The sequence below is a fragment of the Streptomyces sp. NPDC002680 genome (genome assembly GCF_042889145.1).
GTDB lineage: Bacteria > Actinomycetota > Actinomycetes > Streptomycetales > Streptomycetaceae > Streptomyces > Streptomyces adonidis.
Map to the genome: position 1 here is coordinate 232,410 of NZ_JBIAQP010000010.1, position 25,058 is coordinate 257,467.

Sequence of the window (25,058 nt, forward strand, 5' to 3'; positions counted from 1 at the left end):
CCCCCGAGGATGGGACGGGTAGGGGCGGCGGGGGCGAAGAAAGTCAGCCCGCTACCCTCGCTCCCCCCGCCACATACGTCCGCCGCAGAAACCTCATCAGCGTCTTCGTCTCGAACTGCACCACCGAGACACCCCCCGCCGAGTGGAACTCCACCACCGCCTGGACCCGGCCGCACGGCCACACCCGGACCTCGCCAGTGCCGGTAGGCGCCCGCAGGCCCTCCTCCAAGAGGGCTCGCGAGAACGTCCACTCGTGCGGCCCGGGCAGTCCGATCCGCACCGCCCGCGGATCCGTATCCGGGTCGTAGCGCAGGACCACGGGAACCGCGTCGCGATCGTCGTCCTGGGTGTCCGTGACGATATGGGCTCGCGCGTACTGCTCGACTGCGGACATCGGACGGCCCCTTTACGCTGCGTGACCTGTGCAGAAGCTGTGAATCCACTTCCTCTCCAATGTCGCACATTTTCCCGATTGCGCCTCAGATTGCTCTCCCCTCGCTCTTGCAAGGAGTTCGCAACAAGCCACTATTATCGAACGGTGCATGTGCCTGATGGATTCATCAACGCCCCCGTCTCCGTGGCGGCCGGAGTCGTCGCCGCCGGTGCCGTCGCCGTGAGCCTGCGCGGCGCCCGGCGCGAGCTGGACGAACGGACCGCGCCGCTCGCCGGTCTGGTGGCCGCGTTCATCTTCGCCGTGCAGATGCTGAACTTCCCGGTCGCGGCCGGGACCAGCGGACACCTGCTCGGCGGTGCGCTGGCCGCGATACTCGTGGGCCCCTACACCGGGGTCCTGTGCGTGTCCGTCGTACTCCTCATGCAGGGCATCCTCTTCGCGGACGGCGGTCTGACGGCGCTCGGCGTGAACATCACGGTCATGGCCGTGGTGACGAGCGTCGTCGCCTACGCCACCTTCCGCGGACTGGTGAAGGTGCTGCCCAAGAAGCGCCGTTCGGTCACCGTCTCCGCGTTCGTCGCCGCCGCGATCTCCGTACCGGCCGCCGCTCTCGCCTTCACGCTCGTCTACGCGATCGGCGGCACGACGGACGTACCCATCGGGCGGGTCCTCACCGCCATGGTCGGTGTGCATGTGCTCATCGGGCTCGGCGAGGCCGCGATCACCGCGTTCACGGTCGGCGCCGTCATCGCCGTACGGCCGGATCTCGTCCACGGCGCCCAGGGCCTGACCCGGAAGCTCCAGCTGCGGGTCGGCGGCGAACTCGTCGACGTGGCCCCGGCAGCGGCCCCCCAGCCGGAACCCGCCTCCTCCCACCGCACCCGCAACGTCTGGCTCACCGGCCTCGCCGCCTCCCTCGTCCTCGCCGGTGTCGTCAGCTTCTACGCCTCCGCCAGCCCCGACGGCCTGGAGAAGGTCGCCGCCGACAAGGGCATCGACGCCAAGGTCGAGGAGCATGCCGCCGCCGACTCCCCGTTCGCCGACTACGGCGTCGAGGGCATCAGCGACGGGCGGCTGTCCGGTGGCCTCGCCGGGGTGATCGGCGTCGGCGTCACGGTCGTCGCCGGGACCGGTGTCTTCTGGGCGGTGCGCAGGCGCCGTACGGATGAGGACCCCTCGGCCGCCGCCACCCCCACCGCGAGCGTCTGACATGGGCGCCGGGCACGCCCACCGGCTCTACCGGCACGCGCATTCCCCCGTGCACGCGCTGCCGCCGCACACCAAGCTCGCCGCCGCCTTCGCCTTCGTGATCGTGGTCGTGTCCACGCCCCGGGAGGCGGTGTGGGCCTTCGGCGTCTACGCCGTGCTGCTGGCGGTCGTGGCCCGCCTCGCCCGCGTACCGGCCGGGTTTCTGCTCAAGCGGCTGCTGATCGAGGTGCCCTTCGTCGCCTTCGCCGTGCTCATGCCGTTCGTGGCGGAGGGCGAGCGGGTCGAGGTGCTGGGGATGTCGCTCAGCGTCAGCGGGCTGTGGGGCGCCTGGAACGTCCTCGCCAAGGGCACCCTCGGCGTCGCCACCTCCGTACTCCTCGCCTCCACCACCGAACTGCGCGCACTCCTCCTCGGGCTTCAGCGGCTCAAGCTGCCTCCGCTACTGGTGCAGATCGCCTCCTTCATGATCCGGTACGGCGATGTCATCGCCGACGAGATGCGGCGGATGCGGATCGCGCGGGAGTCCAGGGGGTTCGAGGCGAGTGGGGTGCGGCATTGGGGCGTGCTCGCGAAGTCCGCGGGGGCTCTGTTCATCCGGTCCTACGAGCGCGGTGAGCGCGTGTATCTGGCCATGGTCAGCCGGGGGTACGCCGGGTCCATGCCCGTCATCGACGAGGTGACCGCGTCCCGGGCGCAGTGGTCGTACGCCTTCGCCCTGCCGGTCGCCGCGCTCGTCGTCTGTGTGTTGGGATGGTCCCTGTGACAGCCCCCCTCTCCCTTGACGTGGCCGGACTGGCCTACGCCTACCCCGACGGCCACCAGGCCCTCTTCGGCGTCGACTTCTCCGTCGGGCGCGGTGAGCGGGTTGCGCTGCTCGGGCCGAACGGGGCCGGCAAGACGACCCTCGTACTGCATCTCAACGGCATCCTCACCGCGGGCGCCGGGTCGGTCACCGTGGCCGGGCTGCCCGTCGGCAAGCGGCACATGGCCGAGATCCGGCGCAAGGTCGGGATCGTCTTCCAGGACCCCGACGACCAGCTCTTCATGCCGACGGTCCGGGAGGACGTCGCCTTCGGGCCCGCTGCGGCAGGCATGAAGGGCGAGGAGCTGGAGGGGCGCGTCCGTACGGCCCTCGAACTCGTCGGGATGGCCGACTTCGCCGACCGGCCGCCGCACCATCTCTCCTTCGGGCAGCGGCGCCGGGTGGCGGTGGCGACCGTGCTCGCGATGGAGCCCGAGATCCTCGTCCTCGACGAGCCGTCCTCCAACCTCGACCCCGCCTCGCGCCGTGAACTGGCCGACATCCTGCGGTCGTTGGACGTCACGGTGCTCATGGTCACGCACGATCTGCCGTACGCCCTGGAGCTGTGCCCGCGCGCGCTGATCCTCAGCGAGGGCGTCATCGCCGCCGACGGCCCCACCGGCGAACTCCTCGCCGACGACGCCCTGATGAGCGCGCACCGCCTGGAGTTGCCGTTCGGTTTCGACCCGCGCTCCGTCTCCGCCACCCGCAGCTCATGACGACGGGCGCGTGGACAATGGGCGCGTGATCGAACAAGAGGACGCGCACGACGATGTGTACGACGCCGGGTCGCCGCGCCTCGACGACCAGTTGTGCTTCGCGCTGTACGCGGCCCAGCGCGCGGTGACCGCCGCCTACCGTCCGCTCCTGGACGAGCTGGGCCTCACCTACCCCCAGTACCTCGTGCTGCTGGTCCTGTGGGAGCGCGGCGAGGTGACCGTGAAGGAGCTGGGCACCGCCCTCTGCCTCGACTACGGCACGGTCTCGCCGCTGCTCAAACGGCTGGAGGCGGCCGGTCTTGTCCGCCGGGAGCGGTCGGCGCTGGACGAGCGGTCGGTGTCGGTCCGGGTCACCGGGCGCGGCGCGGAACTCCGGGAGCGCGCGGCGCTCGTACCGGGCGCGCTGCTCGCGGCGACGGAGCTGAGCGGGGGCGAGGTCGCGCGGCTGCGGGGCGAGCTGTGGGACCTCGCGGAACGGGCGCAGGGGGCGGCGGACCGGGCCCGCCGCTGACCTGACCTGACTTGACCTGACCCTGACCTGAGGTTACCCGCGGTTTCTACCCCCGGGTAGCGAGCGCATCCCTACCGGCCGGTACCTTGTGCACGATGTAATTGACGTAGTTGTTTTTGGGGGAGGTTTCGCAGTGACCGACGAAGGTGCCGCCGTCGACACCCGTCCGACGAAGATCATGTACGTCGCCGAGGCCACCGCCCACGGCGGCCGGGACGGTGAGATCACGAGCCAGGACGGCCAGATCGCGCTGAAGGTCGCCATGCCGCCGCAGCTGGGCGGCGACGGCAACGGCACCAACCCCGAGCAGCTGTTCGCGGCCGGCTACAGCTCCTGCTTCCACAACGCGCTGGTCCTGGTCGGCCGCCGCGAAGGCTACGACCTGACCGGCTCCACGGTCGCCGCGAAGGTCGGCATCGGCCCCAACAAGCAGCGCGGCTACGGCCTCGCGGTCGCCCTGAGCGTCTCACTGCCGGTCCTGGACCAGGACATCGCGGCCAAGCTGGTGGACGCGGCGCACATGGTCTGCCCGTACTCGAACGCCACCCGCGACAACATCGATGTGACGATCATCCTGGGCTGAGGAATCGCCGGCGGGCCGGTGCGCGTTACAGCGGCGTGGAACTGAACGTGAACGGCACAGTGGCGCCGGGCTTCGAACCCGTCCAGGACGCGTTCGTACGGAACTTCGCGACCGGCGGCGAACGCGGCGCGGCCGTCACCGTGTACCGGGACGGGCACCGGGTCGTCGACCTGTGGGCCGGTACCCGCGACGTGGACGGCGACGCGCCCTGGGAGCACGGCACCGCGCAGATCGTCCGCTCGGCGACGAAGGGTGTCGCCGCCGCCGTACTGCTGATGCTGGCCCAGCGCGGCGAGCTGGACCTGGACGCTCCCGTCGGCGAGTACTGGCCGGAGTTCAAGTCGGCGGGCAAGGAGCGGACCCTCGTACGGCATCTGCTCTCGCACCGCGCCGGCGTCCCCGTGCTCGACCGGCCGCTCACGCCCGCGCAAGCCATGGACCCCGCCCTCGGCGCGGCGGCGGTGGCCGCCCAGGCACCGGTCTGGGCGCCGGGGACCGACCACGGGTACCACGCGCAGACGTACAGCTGGCTGACGACGGAGTTGGTACGGCGGGTCAGCGGGCGCCCGATCGGCGAGTGGGTGGCGTCGGAGATCGCGGGGCCGGCCGGGCTCGACCTCTGGATCGGACTGCCGGAGTCGGAGGCCGAGGCGGGGCGCGTGGGCAGGGTCGGCCGGGTCCCCACGCCCGTCGATGCCTCGGGGTCGGGCGGCCTCAAGACACGCCCCAAGCGATCCGTCGCCGCCGCCTACGCCGACCCGGAGTCCCTCACCAGCCGCGCCTTCGCCGCGATCACCCCGCTCCCGGACGAGAACGACCCCGCGTACCGGGCCGCGGCACTGCCCGCCTCCAACGGCATAGCCACGTCCGACGGGCTCGCCCGCTTCTACGCCTCCCTGATCGGCCAAGTCGACGGCGGGACACGCCTGTTCGCCCCGGAGACGGTCGAACTGGCCCGACGCGAGGAATCCGCCGGGCCGGACCGCGTCCTGGTGATCGGCACCCGCTTCGGCCTCGGCTACATGCTCCACGGCACCGCCTCGCCCCTGCTGTCCCCCGGCTCCTTCGGCCACCCCGGCCGCGGCGGCGCCCTCGGCTTCGCCGACCCGGAGTCGGGCATCGCCTTCGGCTACGTCACGAACGGCCTCCGCAAGAGCGTGACGGCGGACGGGCGGGCGCAGGCGTTGGTCCGGGCGGTGCGTACCAGCCTGCCCGGCACTTGAGGCCGAACGCCTCCGCCCCTCTTCCTCGCCCCCGCCGCCCCTACCCGTTCCCATCCTCGGGGGCTCCGCCCCCGAACCCCCGCTCCTCAAACGCCGGAGGGGCTGGATGGTGCCGGCCGGGGCTTGATCTTTCAGCCCGTCCGGCGTTTGAGGACAAAGGGGGTCTGGGGGCGCAGCCCCCAGGGATGGGAACGGGTAGGGGCGGCGGGGGCGAGAAAACCCAACCGGCACCCCAGTCCGCCCCCGGCCACCTACCGAACCGTCAGCGAACGCGACGTCCGCCCCGACGCCTCGTCGATCTCGTCGTGCGCCTTCGTCAGCAGCCTCATCGCCAGTTCGTTGAGGGCACGCGCCCCGGCGATCTCCTCACCGACGCGCGGCTGGTTCTCGTCGGACCGGTGACGGCTGGCGTAGCCGTGGGCCCGTACCTCGCTCCCGTCCGCGAGCCGTACGAGCGCCGCGGCGCGTGTGCGCTGCTCGTCCTCCTCGAACTCCAGCTCGACATGCCATCCCACTGCGGTGTGCGTCATGACGATCACCTCCGGTACCGCTGCTTCCAGGGTGCTCCTGTCGGCCCCGGCACGCACGCCCGTTGTGTGACGTTCGTCGCGATGACCCTACTTACTGTGTCCTCAGGCCTCCCGCCGTGCTCTCCTGAAAGCTTCCCGAGAACCCGCGAACCGAGAACCTCCCGCACCGACGCGAAGGAGTTGTCGTGCCCCATACCTCGTGCCGCCCCCGTCCCCACGGCAGCCGTTAACGGGCCACGGGCACGTACCTACCCATGCGCTGCTGTCTCTCCGCTCCCCTGGCCGCCCTGGCGGCGTTCCCCTCCCCCCGCGATCTGGCCCGCTCGGGTGCGCTCCTCACGCCCGCCGTGCTCCGCTCCGCGCTCGCCGCGCGCCGGGAGCGGCTCGCCCACCCCGACACCGTGACGGCCCTCAACCTGGAGCTGGTCACGCTCACCGAGGACCGCGCCGTCATCACCTGGTACACGGCCGTGCCCGGCACCGACGACGGCTTCGGCCACCTGGTCCCGGCGGTCACCGAGGGCGAGGTGGTGTACGGCACCCACCCCGCGCACCTCGACCGTACGGCGGCGGAGGACCACCCGACGGCCCACCACTACGTCGAGCTGACGGATCTGGAGCCGGGCCAGACGTACTACTACCGGGCCCGTTCGCGGGGCAGGGCGGCCACACCGACCCCGCTCCACCTGGTCCGGGGCAACGCGGTCGGCACCTCGCTCCACGGCCTGGGCTCGCACGGCGGCCCGTACTCCTTCACGACCCCCCAGCCGCCCCCCGGCCGCCACCTCCTCTCCATCGCGCTCTGCAACGACCTGCACCTCGGCGAGACGACGGCGGGCCTGGTGGCCGGCGTGCCGATGCTGCGCGGGGTCTCGCAGCAGCCCGGCCTGGACCCGTACCCGGAGATCATGAGCCGGGCGATGGTCGAGGAGGCCCACCGGCGCGGAGCGGACGTCCTCCTGGCCGCCGGTGACATCTCGGCGGCCGGCGCACCCCGGGACCTGGCCGAGGCCCGCCGCATCCTGGACGGCTTCGGCACCCACGGACGGGACTACTTCGTCGTACGGGGCAACCACGACCGCCCGAGGCACCCCGACGACTCGTTCCGCGAGTCCTTCCGCGACGGCTTCCTGGGCAACGCCGACGGCCTCGGCTACTTCGCGCGCGACCTGGGCGGCCTGCGCCTGATCGGCCTGGACACGTACGAGAAGAGCGGCAACGGCGGCGACGCGGGCGGGCTGAGCGCGGAGCAACTGGCGTGGTTCAGAGCACAGTTGAGGTCGGACACCGACCAGCCGACGCTCGTCTTCGGCCACCACCCCCTCACCACAAGGGACTCGGTGTTCCCGATGGGCCGCGGCCAGCGCCTGGACCGCGCCCAGGCACGCTCGATCGTCGAGTCGTACGCCGCCTCACCGGGCGTCTTCCTGCACCACGCGGGCCACACCCACCGCAACAAGCGCACGGCCCTGACCAGCGCGCCGCACGTGACCCAGCAGGAGGTCAGCGCGGTGAAGGACTACCCGGGCGGCTTCTGTCTGCTCCGCGTCCACACCGGCGGCTACGCCCTCAACTACTACAAGAACAGCAGCGTCCCGGCCCGCGCCTGGGTCGAACGCAGCCGCCGCACGGCGGGCGGTCTGTGGCCCCACCACGCCTTCGGCCGCGCGGTGACCGACCGCAACAGCATGCGCCTCCACGACCTGTCCGGCGTACGTGCTTACATGCCCGTGTGACAGCCAACAGCCCAGCGAAATCAGCCCAGTTCCGTATCCGCCGCCGCACGGAGGCCGACCTGGAAGCGTGCGTACGCGTACTGGCGACGGTCCACGAGCGGAACGGGTATCCCCTCAACTGGCCGCAGGACCCGGCCACTTGGCTGACGCCGCGCTCACTGCTCGCGGTGTGGGTGGCGGAGGAGGGAGAGGAGGTGGTCGGCCACATCGTCCTGTCCCGCAGCGAGGAGGGCGACGCGGCGGCGGCCCTGTACGAGCGCCTGGGCTGGACGCTGTTGGCGGCGGACGTGGAGCAGGAGTGGGGGCCGGCGCGGAAGGTAACAGTCCGTTGTTATGCGGCACCAACGGTTCAACAAACTGTGGGCTGCGCGTAGTTGAACACCACAACACGGTGATGCGAGTCTCGCGATCATGACATCCTGGAGAGCGAGACTGAGACTGACGGTGCCCCTGGGGCTCGCCGCCTTCATGCTCACCGTCGCGGGCGCGCTGACCCCGGCAGCCGCGGCGACCAACTGGTATTTCGTCAGCTACAACACCGGCAGCTGCCTCAAGGCGCCCACGGGCTTCTCCCCCTATGTGGGCGACTGTTCCGGCTCGTCGCACTCATGGCACTGGGGCTCGGAGTCGAACACCTGGGACGGGCACACGATGCGCCGCCTGGTGAACAACCAGACCGGTGACTGCCTCACCACGGACGACGCGTACGACTACAACAGCGTCTGGATGGCCCCGTGCGGGGGCGGCCGTTCGGGGCAGTTCTGGACGGCGGACGGCAGCTTCGTCCAGAACCAGAACCACAACTACCTCGCCGCCGACGACGACGGTTCCCTCTACAGCCAACTCGTCTCGGGCAACATCATCCCGGACCAGTTCGTCTGGAGCGACTACCGCTTCTGACGCCCGCCACTCACTGACCGGCGTGCAGCATCAGCCCGATCCCGATGACCAGCAGCCCGGCGGCGGCGATACGCGGCGCCCCGAACCGCTCCTTGAAGAACACGGCTCCGATGGCCGCCCCCACGATGATCGAGGATTCCCTGAGGGCGGCGATCGGCGCCAGTTCGGCTTTGGTCTGGGCCCACAGCACAAGCCCGTACGCCGCCACGGAGAGCGCGGCGCCGAACAGTCCGACGGCTGCGAACGGCCGTACCTTCGTGAGGAATTGGCCCCGCCAGCGGTAAAGGGCATAGCCGGGGACGGCGATGCCGTGCAGGGCCATCAGCCAGGCGATGTAGCCGAGCGCGGACCCCGACGCCCGTACCCCCAACCCGTCGACGACGGTGTACGCGGCGATGGACAGCCCGGTCGCCAACGCGGCCACGATCGCCGCCCAGTTGGGCCGTCGGCCGCGCAGGCCCCACAGCGCGACCCCGGTAAGTCCCGCACAGGACAAGGCGGTTCCGGCCGCCGCCCAGCCGTCGGGGACCTCGTGCGCGAAGACGGCGGCGAGCAGGGTGACGACGAGGGGGGCGGTGCCGCGCGCGATCGGATACGCCTGCCCGAAGTCACCGAGCCGGAACGACCGCATGAGCAGCACGAAGTAGACGAGATGGATGACGGCGGAGACGACGAGATACGGCCACGCGTCGGCGGCGGGAAAGGGCACGAACGGCACGGCGACCAGCCCGATCACCATTCCGCCACCGGCGATGAGCGTGAACCCGACCAGCTTGTCGGTGATGCGGTGCGCGAGGGCGTTCCAGGAGGCGTGGGTGACGGCGGCGAGCAGGACGGCGGCGGTGACGGTCGGGGTCACGAAGCCGTCGGCTCCCGCACATCGACGAGGGTGGCTCCGGCGTGGGCGATCAGCGCCTTCGGCTCCATGGGGAACACCGTGTACGGGGTCCCGGCGGCGGCCCAGACGAGATCGTGCTCCAGCAGCGACCGGTCGGCGAGCACAGGCGTCCTGGTCCGGTGCCCGAAGGGCGGTACGCCCCCGATGGCGTACCCGGTGGTCTCCCGTACGACGTCCACCTTGGCGCGGGTGACCTTCGCGGCGCCGAGTTCACGCCGTACGAGCTCGACGTCGACGCGGGAGGCCCCGTCCATGAGGACGAGCACCGGGACCCCGTCGGCGGAGAAGATCAGCGACTTGCAGATCTGGCTCAACTGGCACCCGATCGCGGCAGCGGCCTCGGCAGCGGTACGCGTCTCGTCGGGGAACCGCCGGATACGGGAGGTGAGTTCACCGAGCCCCAGCTGTTCGAGGGCCTCGGCGAAACGGGGGGACGTGGTCATGCCCGGCACGTTAGCGGGCGGACAGATGCATCACGAACGAATTCCGGTCAGCCGTACGCCCAGGTCATGAAAGAAGCCGGTGAGGGCTCCCCGTCCCCACGGGGCCCTCACCGGCCGGCTTTTCTCGGGCTCGGTACGTCAGGAGACGCGGTGCGTCAGGCTCGTACCAGCTCCCTGTCCTCGTCCTTCGGGCGGTTGTCCTCGTCCAGGGTGCGCAGGCCCTCGCCCTCGACGTCGACGTTCGGCAGGGCGCGGTCGAGCCACTTCGGGAGCCACCAGGCCTTCTTGCCCAGCAGGGCCAGTACCGCCGGGACGATCGCCATGCGGACCACGAACGCGTCGAAGAAGACCGCGATCGCCAGGCCGAAGCCGATCATCTTGATCATCGACTCGGAGGAGCTGATGAAGCCGCCGAAGACGGCCATCATGATGACCGCGGCGGCGGCCACGACCCGGGCGCTGTGCTTGAAGCCGGTCACCACGGCCTCGGTCGGCGACTCGCCGTGGACGTACGCCTCGCGCATCCGGGTCACGAGGAACACCTCGTAGTCCATCGCGAGTCCGAAGACCACGCCGACCATGAAGATCGGCATCATCGACATGATCGGGCCCGTCTCCTCGACGCCGATCAGGCCGCTCAGCCAGCCCCACTGGAAGACCGCCACCACTGCGCCGAGCGCGGCGAGCACACTGAGCAGGAAGCCGAGCGCCGCCTTCAGCGGGACCAGGATCGAGCGGAAGACCACGATCAGGAGGAGGAAGGCCAGGCCCACCACCAGGCCCAGATACGGGATCAGGGCGTCGTTGAGCTTCTGCGAGAAGTCGATGTTCATCGCGGTCGTGCCGGTGACCAGGACGTTCGCGCCCGTGTCGGCCTTGACATCGGCGCCCTCGGCGCGGATCGCGTGCACCAGGTCCTCGGTCTGCGTCGAGGACGGCTTGGAGTCCGGGATCACGGTGATCGTCGCGGTGTCGCCGGCCTTGTTGAACTGGGCCGGGCTGACCGACACGACGTCGTCGATGCCCTTGATCCGGTCGGTCAGCGCGGTGGCGTCGGCCTTGGGGTCGGCGCTGCCGGCCGCGTCGTACACGACCATCAGCGGGCCGTTGAAGCCGGGGCCGAAGCCCTCCGAGAGGAGGTCGTAGGCGCGGCGCTGTGTCGTGGACGTCGGCTGCGAGCCGTCGTCGGGCAGGCCCAGCTCCAGCTGGGTGGCCGGGACCGCGATGGCGCCCAGGCCGACCACACCGAACAGCAGGACCGCGAGCGGCCGACGGATCACGAAACCCGCCCAGCGCGCACCCATGTTGGGCCTCGCCGGTCCCTCCGACGCGTCACCCTTCTTCTCGCTCTTCTTCTTGCTCTTCTTCTCGCCCGCCGGCTGCACCTTCCGGCCCGCGTATCCGAGCAGCGCCGGGACCATCGTCAGTGCGATGAGTACGGCGACCACGACCGTGCCCGCCGCCGCGAGGCCCATCTTGGTCAGCATCGGGACGTTGACGACCGCGAGGCCCGCCAGGGCGATCACGACCGTGAGGCCCGCGAAGACCACCGCCGAACCGGCGGTGCCGGTGGCCCGGCCCGCCGCTTCCTCGCGGTCGCGGCCCTCGGCCAGCTCGCTGCGGTAGCGGGAGACGATGAACAGCGCGTAGTCGATACCGACCGCGAGACCGATCATCAGGGCGAGCGTGGAGGTGGTGTCGCCGAGGTCGAGCGCCTTGGCGAGGGCGGTGATCGTCGAGACACCGATCCCGACGCCGATGATCGCCGTCAGCAGCGGCAGCCCCGCGGCGACCATGGAGCCGAGGGTGATGACAAGGACGACCGCGGCGATCGCGAGACCGATGATCTCGCCGACCGCTCCCGGGTCGGCCGCGGCCTGGAGCGCGTCACCACCGACATCGACGGTGAGCCCGGTGGCCCGGGCCTCGTCGCCGGCCTTCTCCAGGGCGTCCTTGGTCGAGTCCGCCAACTCCATACCGGGAAGGTCGTACTTCACCGAGGTGTAGGCGACCGACCCGTCCTTGCTCACGGCGTTCGTCGTGAACGGGTCGGTGACGGAGACGACTTCGGAGCCGTCGCGCAGTTGCTTGACGGTCTTCGCGACGGTCGCCTTGTTGTCGGCGTCCGTCATCTTCTGGCCCTCGGGCGCCTTGAAGACTATGCGCCCGGTCGCTCCGTCGGCGCTGGCGCCGGGGAAACGCTGTTCCAGCAGGTCGAAGGCCTTCTGGGCCTCCGTACCCGGAATGGAGAAGGAGGTGGTGCCGGCGGCGGGCGCGCTGGCCGCGCCGACTCCCGCGAGCGTCAGCAGCGCCACCCAGATCAGGGCGACGAAATGCCGTCGCCTGAAGGCGAGCCGGCCGAGTTTGTAGAGGAACGTGGCCACTAGGGCGTACTCCCGGTCAGGTCGTTGAGGTGCAAATGGGCAGGGTTGATCGGCCTGTTGGGGGGCAGGGGTGATCAGCCCGACGACGTGAGCGGTCGCGTCAGGTGCAAGTGGGGTCGTTCACAGGGGTGTTGGTCGGGGCGCTGTACGACGAGGGCCGTTTGCGGGAACTACGGAACCGGCACACCGAGGGCGGGGAGCACCACGGCGTCGATGTAGTCGCGCAAGTAGGCCTGCGTCGGGGGCAGTTCGTCGATGAGCGAGCGCGCTGCGAAGCCGCCGATCATCATGTGCAGCACATAGTCGGCCGCCGGGTTGTCCGGACTGACCTCGCCGCGGTCGATGGCACGCTGGATCACCTTGCGGAATTCCAGCATCTCCGGTTCGACGAGCAGTTCCCGGAACGCCAGGAGGAGATCGGGGTTACCGTGGACCGCCATGCCCAGAGCCCGCATCAGCGCGGAGTTCTGTTCCATGGCGCAGTCGTCCTCGCGGACCAGCAGGGCGTGGAAGTCGCCACGCAGGGACCCGGTGTCGATGTCGGCGATGGCGGCGGCACCAGGCTTGCTGTGCCGCATCGCCCTGACGACCAGTTCGGCCTTGCCGCCCCACTGGCGGTAGAGCGTGGCCTTGCTGGACTTCGTACGGGCGGCGACGGCGTCCATGGTGAGCGCCTCGTAGCCGACTTCCCGGAGCAGGTCGAGCGTGGCGCCGTACAGCTCGGCCTCCCGCTCGGGCGTGATCCGACTACGACGCGCCGTTGCGACCTCGGTCATGCCACTCACCCTTCCGGTTCCAGTATCGGACGACACCGTTTCGTACAGCTCCGCCGTACGTCAATGAGCATAGCCTGAGAACGACAGAAACGAAACTGTTTCGTACGTGTCCTGCACATGTTCACATGTCCTGCGGGTGATTCATGTCCTGCGGGTGATTTCAGAAGTTGCTGGGGCCCCGTTCCCGGAAAAGCATGGGGAGGTGAGCTATCTGCGCCTGCCCCACCTCAGCGGCGACCTGCTGTGCTTCGTAGCCGAGGACGACCTCTGGCTCGCCTCCCTCGACGGGCCCGGCCGAGCCTGGCGGCTCACCGTCGACCGTACGAAGGTCGGGCACCCGCGTTTCTCGCCGGACGGCCGGCACATCGCGTACACGAGCTGGCGCAGTCTCGTGCCGGAGATCCACCACGCGCCGGTCGACGGCGGCCCCGCCCAGCGGCTCACCTACTGGGGCAGCGCCGACACCCAGGTCTGCGGCTGGTCCCCGGACGGGGACATCCTCGCCGTCGCCTCCCACGGCCAGCCCTTCTCCTACTTCACCTGGGCCTACAGCGTCCCGGCGGGCGGCGGCCCCGGCGGCCGGCTCCCCTGGGGCCCGGTCTCCGACATCCAGGTCGCGGACATCGGCGGCGAGCGCAAGACCCTCCTCCTCACGGGCACCCCGCCGCACGAACCGGCCGCCTGGAAGCGCTACCGGGGTGGCGCGACCGGCCGCCTCTGGCTGCACGGCGAGCGCCTCCTCCCCGACCTCGACGGCCACCTCCACTCCCCCATGTTCGTCGGCGACCGCATCGCCTTCCTCTCCGACCACGAGGGCATCGGCAACCTGTACTCGTGCGCGTACGACGGCTCCGACCTGCGCCGCCACACCGACCACGACGCCTTCTACGCCCGGCACGCCTCCAGCGACGGCACCCGGGTCGTCTACCAGTGCGCGGGCGACCTGTGGATCGTGGACGACCTGGCCGCCGACTCCCTCCCCCGCCGACTGGACGTACGGCTCGGCGGTCCCCGCGCGGGCAGGCGTACGTACCAGGTGCCCGCCGCGCAGCACGTCGACGGCATCTCGGTCGACGAGACGGGCCGCGCGAGCGCCGTCGTCGTACGCGGGAGTCTCTACTGGCTGACACACCGGGACGGCCCCGCCCGGACCATCACGGACACCCCCGGCGTACGGGTCCGGCTCCCCGAGATGCTCGGCTCGGGCGGGCAGGTCGCGTACGTCACGGACGCTGAGGGCGAGGACGCGATCGAGATCGCCTACCTCCCGAGGGCCAGCGGAGAGCGGGCGCCGAGGCGGCTGGCGTCGGGCGAGCTGGGCCGGGTACTGGAACTGGTGTCCGACCCGGCGGGCGAGCGCCTGGCCATCGCGGCCCACGACGGCCGTCTCCTGCTCATCGACGCGACGGAGGACTCGAACGGGGATGCGACGGAGCTGATCTGCTCCCTCAACGGACCGGTCACCGACCTGGCCTTCTCCCCGGACGGCGCCTGGCTGACCTGGTCGCACCCGGGCATCGGCCGCTCTCTCCGCCAGATCAAGATGGCCCGTATAAAGGACCGCCTGATCGTCGACGTGACGAACGGCCGCTTCGAGGACGAGAACCCGGTCTTCACCAGGGACGGCCGCTACCTGGCCTTCCTGTCCTGGCGCGGCTTCGACCCGGTGTACGACGTCCACACGGGCGACCTCTCCTTCCCGCTCGGCTGCCGCCCCTACCTGGTCCCCCTCTCCTCCGCGACCCCCTCCCCCTTCGCGCTCTCCCCGGACGGCCGCCCGGCCGCGGGAGGCCTGGACCCGGAAGAGGAGGGCGGGGACGGGACGGTGACCGTCGAGGTCGAAGGGCTGGAGAGCCGGGTGACCCCCTTCCCGGTAACCGCCTCCAAGTACTCGGCGCTGTATCCGGTCGCGGGCGGCGGACTGGTCTGGCTGCGCTGGCCGATCTCGGGCGCGCTGGGCGAGACCTTCGCGAACCCGGCGGACACGAGCGGCCGCCCGACGCTCGAATACTTCAACATCAGCAAGGCCAAGAAATCCGAACTCGTCGACCACCTCGACTGGTTCGCGGTCAGCGGCGACGCCTCACGGCTGGTGGTCGTGGACGACGACGAGCTACGGGCCGTGCCGTCCACCGACCCGGGCGACGGCGACACGACCGTCTGGATCGACCTGCGCCGCGTCCTGCACGAGGTCGATCCCCCGGCGGAATGGCGCCAGTCGTACGAGGAGGCGGGCCGCCTGATCCGCGCCTACTTCTGGGAACCCGGGATGTGCGGCATCGACTGGGACGCGGTGCTGGAGCAGTACCGCCCACTGGTCGAACGGGTCGCGTCCCCCGACGAGTTCGCGGATCTGCTCCGCGAGGTCCTGGGCGAGCTGGGCACCTCCCACGCGTACGTCACGGCAGCCCGCCGCAACGAGGGCCCACCGCACTACCAGCGCAGGCAGGGCCTGCTTGGCGCCAACTTCGTCCGCCGGGAGGGCGGTTGGATGCTGGACCGCATCCTCCCCGGCGACTCCTCGGACTCCAAGGCCCGTTCCCCGCTGGCCGGTTCGGGAATCCGGGAGGGCGCGCTGCTCACGCATGTGGACGGGCGCCCGGTGGATCCGGTGACGGGCCCGTTCCCGTTGCTGGCGGGGGCGGGGGGTACGACGGTGGAGCTGACGTTCACACCGGCGGAGGACTCTCGGGGCAAGGGTGAGGGCCGGGCGAGGCGGGTGGCGGTGGTCCCCCTGATCGACGAGCGCCCGTTGCGCTACCAGGACTGGGTGGCCAAACGCCGCGAAGTGGTACGGGAGTTGAGCGGAGGCCGGTGCGGCTATCTACACATCCCCGACATGGGCGGCTCGGGCTGGGCCCAGTTCAACCGCGACCTGCGCATGGAGGTGTCGAGGCCCGCGCTCATCGTCGACGTACGCGGCAACGCGGGCGGTCACATCAGCGAGTTGGTGGTGGAGAAGCTGACGCGCACGATCCTGGGCTGGGACCTGACCCGCAACGCCCAGCCGGTGTCGTACGCCTCAAATGCGCCGAGGGGCCCGGTGGTTGCCCTGGCGGACGAGGCGACGTCCTCCGACGGCGACATGATCACGGCGGCTTTCAAGCTGCTGGAGTTGGGCCCGGTGGTGGGCCAACGAACCTGGGGCGGAGTGGTCGGCATGACCGGCCGCCACCGCCTGGGCGACGGCACGGTGATCACGGTCCCGATGAACGCGGCCTGGTTCGACACATACGGCTGGACAGTGGAAAACCAGGGCGTGCCCCCGGACCTGGAGGTCCTGCGCACTCCCCTGGACTGGGCAGAGGGCCGCCACGTGGAAATGGACGACGCAATCCGCCTGGCCCTGACCCTCCTGGACACACATCCAGCGGCGACTCCACCGACGTACGACGGAGTCCCGAACAGAGCACGTCCAAAACTCCCGCCGCGTTAGGTCCAAACTCGGGGCGCATTCTTGACGGGCGCCAAGGTCACATGCCTAGGGGCGCGGGGAACTGCGCGACAAGCCCCCACCGGACCCGCACCCAACAACGCACCCAACAACGCACCCCGCAAAGCAAGATGTGGGGTGCCCTCAAAACCAAGGGCACCCCACATCATCGGCTCAAGCCAGGACTAGATGTCGTAGTCCTGGTTCAACCGATCCTCTTCCTCCCGCATCGCCCGCTCCGTCTCCTCGTCCCGCGGCCGCCCCCGCTCAGGACTCTCCTCCCGCCCCTGCTTACGCTCTTGGCCCTGCCGGCGCTCGCCCTGCTGACCCTGCTGGCGCTCGCCCTGCTGACGCTCGCCCTGCTGGCCCTGCTGGCGCTGACCCTCCCGGGACCGCTCCATCTTCTCCTTGGCCTGGCGGGCCTTCTCCTGCATCTCGTCCTTCATGCCCATGTGAGTTCACTCCCGTAGGTGGGTGAGGGGATCGGGGCTCGACCAGACTCACACGCCAGCACAAAGCACGCATTTCGATCAGTAACGTTCAGTCACTGCCAGTGCCCGACCCCACGCCCCGAGCCTCCTCGTCGGCGGCCCCGCCCGCCCCCACAAGCCCCGTCCCGATCCCCTGCAACCGCCCCGAGAACCGCCCGACCTCGCGCTGCCCCACCGCCCCGATCAGCCCCGGCAGATACCCCCGCACCCCCTGCATCCCGCGCAGCCACCACTGCCCGTACACATGGCTGGACCGCCGCTCGATCCCGGCCACGAGCCGGTCGACGGCCGGCCCCAGCGGATACGTCTTGCTCGCCGGCCACGGCAACCGCTGCCTCAACTCCCGCATGACGTCGTCCTGGTCGGCCCCGCGCACCATGTCGGTGTCGGTCCAGGACAGATACCCGACCCCCACCCGGACGCCCTTGTACCCGACCTCGGCCCGCAGACAGTGCGCGTACGCCTCGACACCGGACTTGGACGCGCAGTACGCGGACATCATCGGCGCCGGGGTGATGGCAGCGAGAGAGGCGATCTGGAGCAGGTACCCCCTGCTCTCCATCAACACCGGCAGAAACGCCCGCGCGGTGACCGCCGACCCGATCAGATTGACCTCGATGACCCGCCGCCACGACTCCGGATCGGAGTCGACGAAGGGCCCGCCGCTCGCGACACCCGCGTTGGCGACGACGATGTCGACCTTCCCGAACCGCTCCTTCACCTCAGCCGCCACCCGGGACATCGCCTCGTGGTCGGTGACGTCGGCGTACCAGGCCTGACTCTCGGTGTGCAGCCGCTCGGAGACCTGCTTGAGCGCGTCGGCCTCAAGACCGACCAGCGCGACCTTGGCCCCGCGCGCGGAGAGCTTGCGTGCGAGCAGCTCACCGACCCCGCGAGCGGCCCCGGTCACGACAGCGACCTGCCCGTCCAGACTGACCTTGCTCATGCGCCCTCCTCGATCCGTACGTCGATGACCTCAGTACCGTGCGCGTGCTCGCCCAACTGCCCGTATGCCACCACGAGTTCACGTATCACGCCGGTCACGGCCCCGGGCGCCTCGACGGGAGTCATGTGCCCGAGCCCGGCCAGCTCGGTCACACCGTGACAGTCGGGCAGCGCGGCGGCCAGGGCGCGCGCGTGCACGGGCGGCGTGAGCCGATCGGCCGTACCGACGACGACAGCGGCCGGTACGGTCAACTCTCCTATGCTGGCGTCGAGTTGGACCCCGTCCAGGACCCGCGCCCACGCGTACCGCACCTTGCGCGGGCACGCGTGCACGATCCGGGCGCACGCCTCGACCATGACGGCCGACGAACCGGCGCCCATGGTCGCGTACTTGAGGATGCGCCGGGAGACGGGCGTGACCGGCCCGAGCGGAGCACGCGAACTGAGACCCAGCCTCGTCAGCCAGGTCCGCAGCCGCCCGGCCCGCATCGGCACGACCAGCGCCTCGGCCACCAGCCGCGAACTGCCGGTGCTGCACAGCAGTACGGCCGCCGCGTGCTCCCGGAACCCCGCCCGCGCGGACGCGGCCAGTATCGTCATCCCGCCCATGGAGTGCCCGACGACCACGGCCTTCTCGCCGGGCGCGAGGGTGGCCGCGAGTACGGCTTCCAGGTCGTCGGCGAGTACGTCGGTGCTGTAGGCGGAGCTTGCCGGGCTGCGTCCGTGGCCGCGCTGGTCGTAGGCCACGACCCGGTGATCGGGGGCGAGTTCGCGTATCTGGGCGGCCCAGAAGGCGGTGGAGCAGGTCCAGCCGTGGGAGAGGACGACCACGGGTCCGTCGTTCACGCCGTGCACCTCGACATGCAGCCGGGCCCCGTCGGCGGAGACGGCGGTGAGTTCACGGACGGGGACGGGAGGGGCGTACGGACCGCCTGTCACGGACATGAGCCGGCTCACGCGCCCACCCCCACGGCCGAGTTGGTCTCGCCGGTGCCGACGGCCGCCGCCCGCAGAACCTCGTACTCGGAAAGATCCACGCGCCGGGTGGCCCGCCGGAACTCGGACGTCGTACCGGGCCAGACGGTGGTGTTGCGCCCCTCGGCGTCGAGGTACCAACTGCTGCACCCACCCGTGTTCCACACCGTACGCAGCATCCGCTCCTGCACCCGCCCGTTCCAGGCGTCGACGGCGGCAGGCCGGGCATCCAGGGCCACGCGCCCCCCGAGAACGTCCAACTGCCGTACGTAGTCGGCCATGTAGTTCAGCTGGGACTCGATCATCAGGATCATGGAGGAGTTCCCGAGGCCGGTGTTGGGCCCGATGATCGTCATCCAGTTGGGGAACCCGGCGGCGGAGGCACCGCGCAGCGCCCGCATCCCGCTGCTCGCCCAGGCCTCGGCGAGGGTACGTCCGTCGGCGCCGACGACCCGGTCGGCGATGGGCATGTCGGTGACGTGGAACCCCGTACCGAAGACGATGGCGTCGACCTCGGCGGTGCTCCCGTCGGCCGCGACGACGGTGGACCCGCGGACCTCGCTCAACCCACTGGCGACGACGTCCACATTGGGGCGGGTGAGGGCCGGGTAGTACTCGCTCGACAGCAGGATGCGCTTGCAGCCGATGCGGTAGTCGGGGGTGAGCTTGGCGCGCAGGGCCGGGTCCTTGATCGAGCGGCTCATGTTCCGCTTGGCCAGCGCCTCCACCGCACCCAGCTCGCCCGGATGCTTGGTGAACGCCTGGACCTGCAACTCCCGCATGCCCCACAGGAGTCCGCGCCGCAGCCGGGTCGTGAACGGCAGCGCGCGGTGCACGGCGCGCTCGGCGCCGCCGATGGCCCGGTCGACGCGGGGCATCACCCAGGGCGGGGTGCGCTGGAAGAGGGTGAGACGGGAGACGTCGGGCTGGATGGCGGGCACGATCTGGATGGCGGAGGCCCCGGTCCCGACCATCGCGACCCGCTTGCCGCGCAGGTCGTAGTCGTGGTCCCAGCGGGCGGAGTGGAAGACCTTGCCGGGGAAGGTGTCGAGCCCCGGGATGTCCGGCACCTTGGGATCGGAGAGGGGCCCGGTGGCGGAGACGACGAGATCGGCGAGGAGAGTCCCGCTGCTGGTCTCGACGACCCACACCAACCGCCTCCCGTCCCAAGTCATGTTCTTCACCTCGGAGTTGAGGCGGAGATGGGGCCGCAGCCCGAAGACGTCGGTGACGTGCTCCAGGTAGGCGCGGATGTGCTCCTGCCCGGAGAAGGCGCGCGGCCAGTCGGGGTTGGGCGCGAAGGAGAAGGAGTAGAGGTGGGAGGGCACGTCGCAGGCGCACCCCGGATAGCTGTTGTCCCGCCAGGTCCCGCCGACGCTGCCGGCGCGCTCCAGCACGACGAAGTCGGTGATCCCTTCGCGGCGCAGCCGCACGGCGGCCCCGAGCCCCCCGAACCCGGACCCGATCACCGCCACCCGCACATGCTCGTGTCCGGCTTCGCGTTCGGCTTCCTCTTCGGCCATGCCGATGCCCTTCCCTGCGCGACCGCGCCAGTGAACACTGGCGCAATGGGGAGAGTAGAGGAGCCCTGTACTGATGGGTAGGGGCCGGGAGAGGGAAAGTTACCGCCGGTACGCCTTAAGGTTCCGACGTGGCAGACGCAGAGGCAGAGAACACCGAAGGGCACGAGGACCGGACGGAGTACCGGATGGAGGAGCTGGCCGGACTGGCCGGCATCACCGTCCGCACCCTGCGCTTCTACCGCGAACGCAAACTGATCCCACCGCCCCGCCGCGAGGGCCGCATCGCCTGGTACGACGACCACCACCTGGCCCGGCTGCGCACGATCTCGGCACTCCTTGAACGCGGCCACACCCTCAACGGCATCGCGGAACTGGCCGAGGCCTTCGACCACGGCCGGGACGTCGCCGACCTGCTCGGCCTCGGCGCCCCCACCGAGGAGACCCCGGTCCGCCTCACCCCCGAGGACCTCGCCGACCGCTTCGGCCCGGACGCCACCCCCGAGAACCTCGCGGCCTCGATGGACCTCGGCTATCTGGGCATCGACGGCGACCAGATCGTCCACATCAGCCGCAGCCTCCTGGAGGCATCGGCGGCACTGGTCCAGGAGGGCATCCCGCTGTCGGCGGTCCTGGCGGCGGGCAAACGGGTACGCGACCACGCGGACGCCCTGGCCGAGATCTTCACGGACGTGATCCTCACCCACGCCCCGGAGGGCGACCCGGCCCGCCTGCGCCCACTGGCCCGCCGGGTGGTGGAGGCGGAACTGTCACTGGCGCTGGACCGCAGACTGCGCCAGAACCCATGAGAGTCAGGCGGCTCAGAGGTCGTAGACGACGGTGACGGGCGCATGGTCGGACCAGCGCTCGGCATGGGTGGCCGCCCGCTCGACGTACCCCTTGACGGCCTTGGCGGCGAGCCCGGCCGTAGAAATCTGATAATCGATCCGCCATCCTGAATCATTGTCGAAGGCCCGCCCCCGATACGACCACCACGAGTACGGCCCCTCGACCTCCGGATGCAGCGCCCGCACCACATCCACGTACCCGCCGTCCCCCGCATCGAGGACCCGCCCGAGCCACTCCCGCTCCTCCGGCAGGAACCCGGAGTTCTTCTGGTTGGCGCGCCAGTTCTTGAGGTCGGCCGGCTGGTGGGCGATGTTCCAGTCACCGCAGACGACGACCTCGCGCCCGTCGGCGGCGGCCCGCTCGCGCAGGTCCTTCAGATAGGCGAGGAACTCGTCCATGAAGCGGATCTTCTCGTCCTGCCGATCCGTGCCGACCTCACCGGACGGCAGATACAGACTGGCGACGGTGACACCGGGCAGGTCGGCCTCGATGTACCGTCCGCTGCCGTCGAACTCGGCGGAGCCGAAGCCGACCTGGACGCGGTCGGGCTCACGGCGGCTGTAGAGGGAGACGCCGGCGCGGCCCTTGGCGGCGGCGGGCGCGTGCGTGACGTACCAGCCCTCGGGCGCGCGGACCTCCTCCGGCAGCTGCTGGGCCTCGGCGCGCACCTCCTGGAGGCACAGCACATCGGCGGAGGTCTGGGCGAGCCACTCCACGAAGCCCTTCTTCGCGGCGGCCCGCAGTCCGTTCACATTCACAGAGGTCACAGTCAGCACGCGGGCACGATACCCGCCCGACCGAAAACTCCCTGGCGACAGAAGCATGCATAGATGTACGGTGGTCGGCATGAATATCCGCCGGGTCTCCTTCGACCACCCCGACGCCGTCAAGCTGAACGACCAGGTCCAGGCCGAGTACGCAGCCCGCTACAACGACGACGGCGACCAGACATACCTCGACCCGGCGATGTTCGACCCGCCGTCCGGCCTGTACCTGATCGCGTACGACGAGCAGGACCGCCCGCTGGCCACCGGCGGCTGGCGCGGCCACGACGAGGAGACCGAGGAAGGCTATCTGCCCGGCGACGCCGAGCTGAAGCGGATGTACGTCGTCGAGGAGGCCCGTGGCCTCGGCCTGGCCCGCCGCATACTCGCCGCCCTGGAGGACGACGCCCGCACCGCCGGCCGCACCCGCATGGTCCTGGAGACGGGCGACCGACAGCCGGAGGCCATCGCCCTCTACACCTCCAGCGGCTACGCCCCCTGCGAGAAGTTCGGCTACTACCGCCACTTCGAGTCGAGCCGCTGCTTCGCGAAGAGCCTGTAGGGCCGAGAGCCGAGAGCCGATACGCGGGCCGGTCGACTCACACCCGCAGACGGCTTCCTCACGGCCGCAGACGGGTTACTTTCGCCCGCAGACGAGTTGCTTACGCCCGCAAATAGGCGAGCACCGCCAGCACCCGCCGATGCGTCTCGTCGGCGGGAGGCAGCTCCAGCTTCGCGAGAATGCCACCGATGTGCTTGCCGACGGCAGCCTCGGAGACGACCAGTTCCCGCGCTATCGAGCCGTTGGACCGGCCCTCCGCCATCAGCGCCAGCACCTCGCGCTCACGCGGGGTCAACCGCTCCAGCGGGTCACGACGCCGGCGCAGCAACTGCCGTACGACCTCGGGGTCGACGACCGTACCCCCGTCCGCGACCCGCCCCAGCGCGTCGACGAACTCCTCGACCTGCCCGACCCGGTCCTTGAGCAGATACCCGACGCCGGTGCCGTCCCCGGAGTCGAGCAGCTCGGCGGCGTAGGCCCGCTGGACGTACTGGCTGAGGACGAGCACGGGCAGCGCGGCCCGCACCTCACGCAGCTTCACAGCCGCCCGCAGCCCCTCATCCTGGAACCCGGGCGGCATGCGTACGTCCGTCACCACGATGTCGGGCTCATGCTCGGCGACCGCCGCGAGCAGCGCCTCCGCGTCCCCGACGGCGGCCACGACCTCGTGGCCGACGCGGTCGAGCAGCCCGATCAGCCCTTCCCTGAGCAGCACGCTGTCCTCGGCGAGGACTACGCGGAGCGCCGGCCGCGATCCGTCAACTGGCTCCACTCGCAAGGAATCTCCACCCGCAGCGACGTCGGTCCACCCGGCGGGCTGGACAGGGAAAGTCTGCCATCGAGCACTGACACCCGGTCCGAGAGCCCGACGAGCCCACTGCCACCCCCGGGATCGGCCCCACCGCACCCGTCGTCCCGCACCTCGACGAACAGCCGCCCGTCACGATGCCCGCCCCCGACCTCGGCCCGACTCGCCCCACTGTGCCGGTCGACGTTGGCGAGCGCCTCGCAGACCACGAAGTACGCGGCCGACTCCACGGCCCGGGGCAGACGTCCGGGCAGGTCGAGGCTGACGCCGACGGGCACGGCGGCACGATCCGCGGCGTCGGCCACAGCGGCCTGAAGCCCGAAGTCCGTAAGCACTTGGGGATGAATCCCGTGGATCAGCTCGCGCAGTTCCTCCAACGCGCTCCCCACCTCCCCCTGAGCCTTGGCCAGTTGCGCGGCGAGCGGCGACCCCGGCGGCGCGTCCAGCCGAGCCACTCCAAGGGTCACCGACAGGGCGACCAGCCGCTGTTGGGCTCCGTCGTGCAGATCACGCTCGATCCGCCGCCGCTCGGTTTCAAAGGCGTCCACCAACCGCACGCGGGAACGGGCGAGTTCGACGACCCGCTCCCCCAACTCGACGTCACGGGCGGCGATGAGCAACCGCGTCAGCCCGGCCCGGGCCCCGGCGACAACCCCGAGCGCATAACCACACAGGGCAAGCAACACCAGCCCAAGAACCGAGACCCCAAGGGCAGTTGGCCACCCGGTGACGGTCCACTCCTTGAGCACCTTGGCCTCCTGCCCGTCGCCAACGGTGGCCATCAGCACCGGAGTCGCCACGAGGGACACCGGCACGAGCAGCCCGACGGCAACGACAAGAGCGTCCACGGGCCACAACAGCCCCGCGAACAGCAACGCGTACCCGAGTTCCCGCCAGGTGGCCCGCTCCCTCAACCGAACCACCAGCCAGGGCCGCAGCCCGGGCGCGACCGGCTCCCGATGCGGATCGGGCACCGCCTCCGCATCAACGATCCGCAGCCTGAGCCGCTCGACCCGGGCGACGGGAATCCCGGAGAGCGCGAGGGCGACCAGCAGCGGCAGCCCGACGAACACCACGGCAAGCGCACCCCCGGCCACCACCATGAGCACGACCAGCACAAAGACGAAGGCCCCGGCCACGGCCCCACTGCCGAGATAGACGACCGCCCGCCAGGGCCACCACGACAGCAGAAATCCCGGCCGGGCCATGGCCTGCCACACGTTCCTCGGATGCATGCCGATCACCGTAGGAGGCGGGTCCGGGTCCGGGCGATGGGCCCAGGGGGTGAGTGGGGGTATGGCTGGCCATACCCCCTCTCCTTGGCCGACCCCGGTGCCGGATGGGTGATCCTGCCGTGAAGAGGGGAAGACTCAGGGTGATTTGGAGTCGTACGGCGCCAACCGCACCTTGCCCGGGAGGACTTGAGACCAGTGCCGACGAGATCGAGCCGCACCCGAGCCGACGGGCCGATGCGTGCTGGCTCTCGGTTGATCGGTGTGCTTCCCTGAAACGAGAACTGAACAGCGCCATTTCTTCCACAACTCAGCGCCCCTCGGGCCCGGTTGCGGCCCGACGCAGGTAGACATCCGCGGGGTTCGGGACA

25 protein-coding genes are annotated in these 25,058 nt (G+C 70.5%); 12 read left to right on the forward strand and 13 right to left on the reverse strand.

Translation table 11 applies throughout. The features are described from left to right. Nucleotides 1-43 precede the first annotated feature (43 nt). Complete coding sequence (locus ACFYXF_RS26680) at nucleotides 44-394, reverse strand: SsgA family sporulation/cell division regulator (RefSeq protein ID WP_389352990.1); 351 nt, start codon at nucleotides 392-394, stop codon at nucleotides 44-46. Between the two features lie 144 nt (nucleotides 395-538). Here ACFYXF_RS26680 and ACFYXF_RS26685 point away from each other — a divergent pair, with 144 nt between their 5' ends. The 6 genes from ACFYXF_RS26685 (at nucleotide 539) to ACFYXF_RS26710 (ending at nucleotide 5,441) form a co-directional block, all read left to right on the forward strand. After that, complete coding sequence (locus ACFYXF_RS26685; protein ID WP_389352991.1) at nucleotides 539-1,603, forward strand: energy-coupling factor ABC transporter permease; 1,065 nt, start codon at nucleotides 539-541, stop codon at nucleotides 1,601-1,603. A gap of 1 nt (nucleotide 1,604) precedes the next feature. After that, nucleotides 1,605-2,366: a cobalt ECF transporter T component CbiQ gene (gene cbiQ, locus ACFYXF_RS26690; RefSeq protein WP_389352993.1), complete on the forward strand. Its 762-nt coding sequence runs from the start codon at nucleotides 1,605-1,607 to the stop codon at nucleotides 2,364-2,366. After that, nucleotides 2,354-3,124, forward strand: coding sequence for an energy-coupling factor ABC transporter ATP-binding protein (locus ACFYXF_RS26695; protein ID WP_389352995.1), 771 nt, complete (start codon nucleotides 2,354-2,356; stop codon nucleotides 3,122-3,124). The genes cbiQ and ACFYXF_RS26695 overlap by 13 nt, the downstream gene beginning before the upstream one ends. A 25-nt stretch (nucleotides 3,125-3,149) precedes the next feature. Further along, the gene (locus ACFYXF_RS26700) at nucleotides 3,150-3,635 is read left to right on the forward strand and encodes a MarR family winged helix-turn-helix transcriptional regulator (protein ID WP_389352997.1); all 486 of its coding nucleotides are present in this window, start codon (nucleotides 3,150-3,152) and stop codon (nucleotides 3,633-3,635) included. Between the two features lie 178 nt (nucleotides 3,636-3,813). After that, nucleotides 3,814-4,218, forward strand: coding sequence for an organic hydroperoxide resistance protein (locus ACFYXF_RS26705; protein ID WP_389353336.1), 405 nt, complete (start codon nucleotides 3,814-3,816; stop codon nucleotides 4,216-4,218). A gap of 41 nt (nucleotides 4,219-4,259) precedes the next feature. After that, nucleotides 4,260-5,441 (forward strand): serine hydrolase domain-containing protein, encoded by a 1,182-nt coding sequence (locus tag ACFYXF_RS26710; protein WP_389353338.1) that lies wholly within the window; start codon nucleotides 4,260-4,262, stop codon nucleotides 5,439-5,441. 251 nt (nucleotides 5,442-5,692) lie between these two features. Here ACFYXF_RS26710 and ACFYXF_RS26715 read toward each other — a convergent pair whose 3' ends face one another. Further along, nucleotides 5,693-5,971 (reverse strand): DUF1876 domain-containing protein, encoded by a 279-nt coding sequence (locus tag ACFYXF_RS26715; protein WP_389352999.1) that lies wholly within the window; start codon nucleotides 5,969-5,971, stop codon nucleotides 5,693-5,695. 254 nt (nucleotides 5,972-6,225) lie between these two features. Between ACFYXF_RS26715 and ACFYXF_RS26720 the strand changes: the two genes are divergently transcribed. From ACFYXF_RS26720 to ACFYXF_RS26730, 3 genes are read left to right on the forward strand one after another with little or no spacing between them, the layout of a single operon-like run. After that, entirely contained in the window at nucleotides 6,226-7,707 is a 1,482-nt protein-coding gene (locus ACFYXF_RS26720) for a metallophosphoesterase (RefSeq protein ID WP_389353001.1), read from the forward strand. Continuing rightward, nucleotides 7,704-8,081 (forward strand): hypothetical protein, encoded by a 378-nt coding sequence (locus ACFYXF_RS26725; RefSeq protein ID WP_389353003.1) that lies wholly within the window; start codon nucleotides 7,704-7,706, stop codon nucleotides 8,079-8,081. Before ACFYXF_RS26720 ends, ACFYXF_RS26725 begins: the two co-directional genes overlap by 4 nt. A gap of 37 nt (nucleotides 8,082-8,118) precedes the next feature. Next, on the forward strand, nucleotides 8,119-8,607 hold the full coding sequence (locus ACFYXF_RS26730) for a ricin-type beta-trefoil lectin domain protein (protein ID WP_389353005.1): 489 nt from the start codon (nucleotides 8,119-8,121) through the stop codon (nucleotides 8,605-8,607). Nucleotides 8,608-8,617: 10 nt separating this feature from the next. Here the strand turns inward: ACFYXF_RS26730 and ACFYXF_RS26735 are convergent, their stop codons facing one another. The 4 genes from ACFYXF_RS26735 to ACFYXF_RS26750 all read right to left on the reverse strand — a co-directional run bounded on the left by ACFYXF_RS26735 (nucleotide 8,618) and on the right by ACFYXF_RS26750 (nucleotide 13,108). Beyond that, the gene (locus tag ACFYXF_RS26735) at nucleotides 8,618-9,466 is read right to left on the reverse strand and encodes an EamA family transporter (protein ID WP_389353007.1); all 849 of its coding nucleotides are present in this window, start codon (nucleotides 9,464-9,466) and stop codon (nucleotides 8,618-8,620) included. Continuing rightward, nucleotides 9,463-9,948, reverse strand: coding sequence for a YbaK/EbsC family protein (locus tag ACFYXF_RS26740; RefSeq protein ID WP_389353009.1), 486 nt, complete (start codon nucleotides 9,946-9,948; stop codon nucleotides 9,463-9,465). Before ACFYXF_RS26740 ends, ACFYXF_RS26735 begins: the two co-directional genes overlap by 4 nt. Nucleotides 9,949-10,103: 155 nt before the next feature. Next, the gene (locus ACFYXF_RS26745; RefSeq protein ID WP_389353011.1) at nucleotides 10,104-12,332 is read right to left on the reverse strand and encodes an MMPL family transporter; all 2,229 of its coding nucleotides are present in this window, start codon (nucleotides 12,330-12,332) and stop codon (nucleotides 10,104-10,106) included. A 170-nt stretch (nucleotides 12,333-12,502) separates the two neighbouring features. Beyond that, on the reverse strand, nucleotides 12,503-13,108 hold the full coding sequence (locus ACFYXF_RS26750) for a TetR/AcrR family transcriptional regulator (protein WP_389353013.1): 606 nt from the start codon (nucleotides 13,106-13,108) through the stop codon (nucleotides 12,503-12,505). Nucleotides 13,109-13,310: 202 nt separating this feature from the next. On the opposite strand from ACFYXF_RS26750, the gene ACFYXF_RS26755 reads away from it, so the two are divergent. Next, nucleotides 13,311-16,544 (forward strand): S41 family peptidase, encoded by a 3,234-nt coding sequence (locus ACFYXF_RS26755; protein WP_389353015.1) that lies wholly within the window; start codon nucleotides 13,311-13,313, stop codon nucleotides 16,542-16,544. Nucleotides 16,545-16,726: 182 nt separating this feature from the next. Here the strand turns inward: ACFYXF_RS26755 and ACFYXF_RS26760 are convergent, their stop codons facing one another. The 4 genes from ACFYXF_RS26760 to ACFYXF_RS26775 form a co-directional block, all read right to left on the reverse strand. Then, nucleotides 16,727-16,993, reverse strand: coding sequence for a hypothetical protein (locus ACFYXF_RS26760; RefSeq protein WP_389353017.1), 267 nt, complete (start codon nucleotides 16,991-16,993; stop codon nucleotides 16,727-16,729). A gap of 88 nt (nucleotides 16,994-17,081) precedes the next feature. Then, nucleotides 17,082-17,978, reverse strand: coding sequence for an SDR family oxidoreductase (locus tag ACFYXF_RS26765; protein ID WP_389353018.1), 897 nt, complete (start codon nucleotides 17,976-17,978; stop codon nucleotides 17,082-17,084). Next, nucleotides 17,975-18,934 (reverse strand): alpha/beta fold hydrolase, encoded by a 960-nt coding sequence (locus ACFYXF_RS26770; protein WP_389353020.1) that lies wholly within the window; start codon nucleotides 18,932-18,934, stop codon nucleotides 17,975-17,977. Before ACFYXF_RS26770 ends, ACFYXF_RS26765 begins: the two co-directional genes overlap by 4 nt. After that, on the reverse strand, nucleotides 18,931-20,475 hold the full coding sequence (locus ACFYXF_RS26775; RefSeq protein ID WP_389353022.1) for a flavin-containing monooxygenase: 1,545 nt from the start codon (nucleotides 20,473-20,475) through the stop codon (nucleotides 18,931-18,933). The genes ACFYXF_RS26770 and ACFYXF_RS26775 overlap by 4 nt, the downstream gene beginning before the upstream one ends. 185 nt (nucleotides 20,476-20,660) lie before the next feature. Between ACFYXF_RS26775 and ACFYXF_RS26780 the strand changes: the two genes are divergently transcribed. Further along, nucleotides 20,661-21,281: a MerR family transcriptional regulator gene (locus tag ACFYXF_RS26780; protein ID WP_389353340.1), complete on the forward strand. Its 621-nt coding sequence runs from the start codon at nucleotides 20,661-20,663 to the stop codon at nucleotides 21,279-21,281. Between the two features lie 12 nt (nucleotides 21,282-21,293). Here ACFYXF_RS26780 and ACFYXF_RS26785 read toward each other — a convergent pair whose 3' ends face one another. Beyond that, nucleotides 21,294-22,145 (reverse strand): exodeoxyribonuclease III, encoded by an 852-nt coding sequence (locus ACFYXF_RS26785; RefSeq protein WP_389353024.1) that lies wholly within the window; start codon nucleotides 22,143-22,145, stop codon nucleotides 21,294-21,296. 22 nt (nucleotides 22,146-22,167) lie between these two features. Between ACFYXF_RS26785 and ACFYXF_RS26790 the strand changes: the two genes are divergently transcribed. After that, nucleotides 22,168-22,647: a GNAT family N-acetyltransferase gene (locus ACFYXF_RS26790; protein WP_389353026.1), complete on the forward strand. Its 480-nt coding sequence runs from the start codon at nucleotides 22,168-22,170 to the stop codon at nucleotides 22,645-22,647. 100 nt (nucleotides 22,648-22,747) lie between these two features. On the opposite strand, the gene ACFYXF_RS26795 is transcribed toward ACFYXF_RS26790, so the two are convergent. Then, nucleotides 22,748-23,419 (reverse strand): response regulator, encoded by a 672-nt coding sequence (locus tag ACFYXF_RS26795; protein WP_389353028.1) that lies wholly within the window; start codon nucleotides 23,417-23,419, stop codon nucleotides 22,748-22,750. Further along, nucleotides 23,380-24,690 (reverse strand): sensor histidine kinase, encoded by a 1,311-nt coding sequence (locus ACFYXF_RS26800; protein WP_389353030.1) that lies wholly within the window; start codon nucleotides 24,688-24,690, stop codon nucleotides 23,380-23,382. Before ACFYXF_RS26800 ends, ACFYXF_RS26795 begins: the two co-directional genes overlap by 40 nt. Between the last annotated feature and the right edge of the window lie 368 nt (nucleotides 24,691-25,058).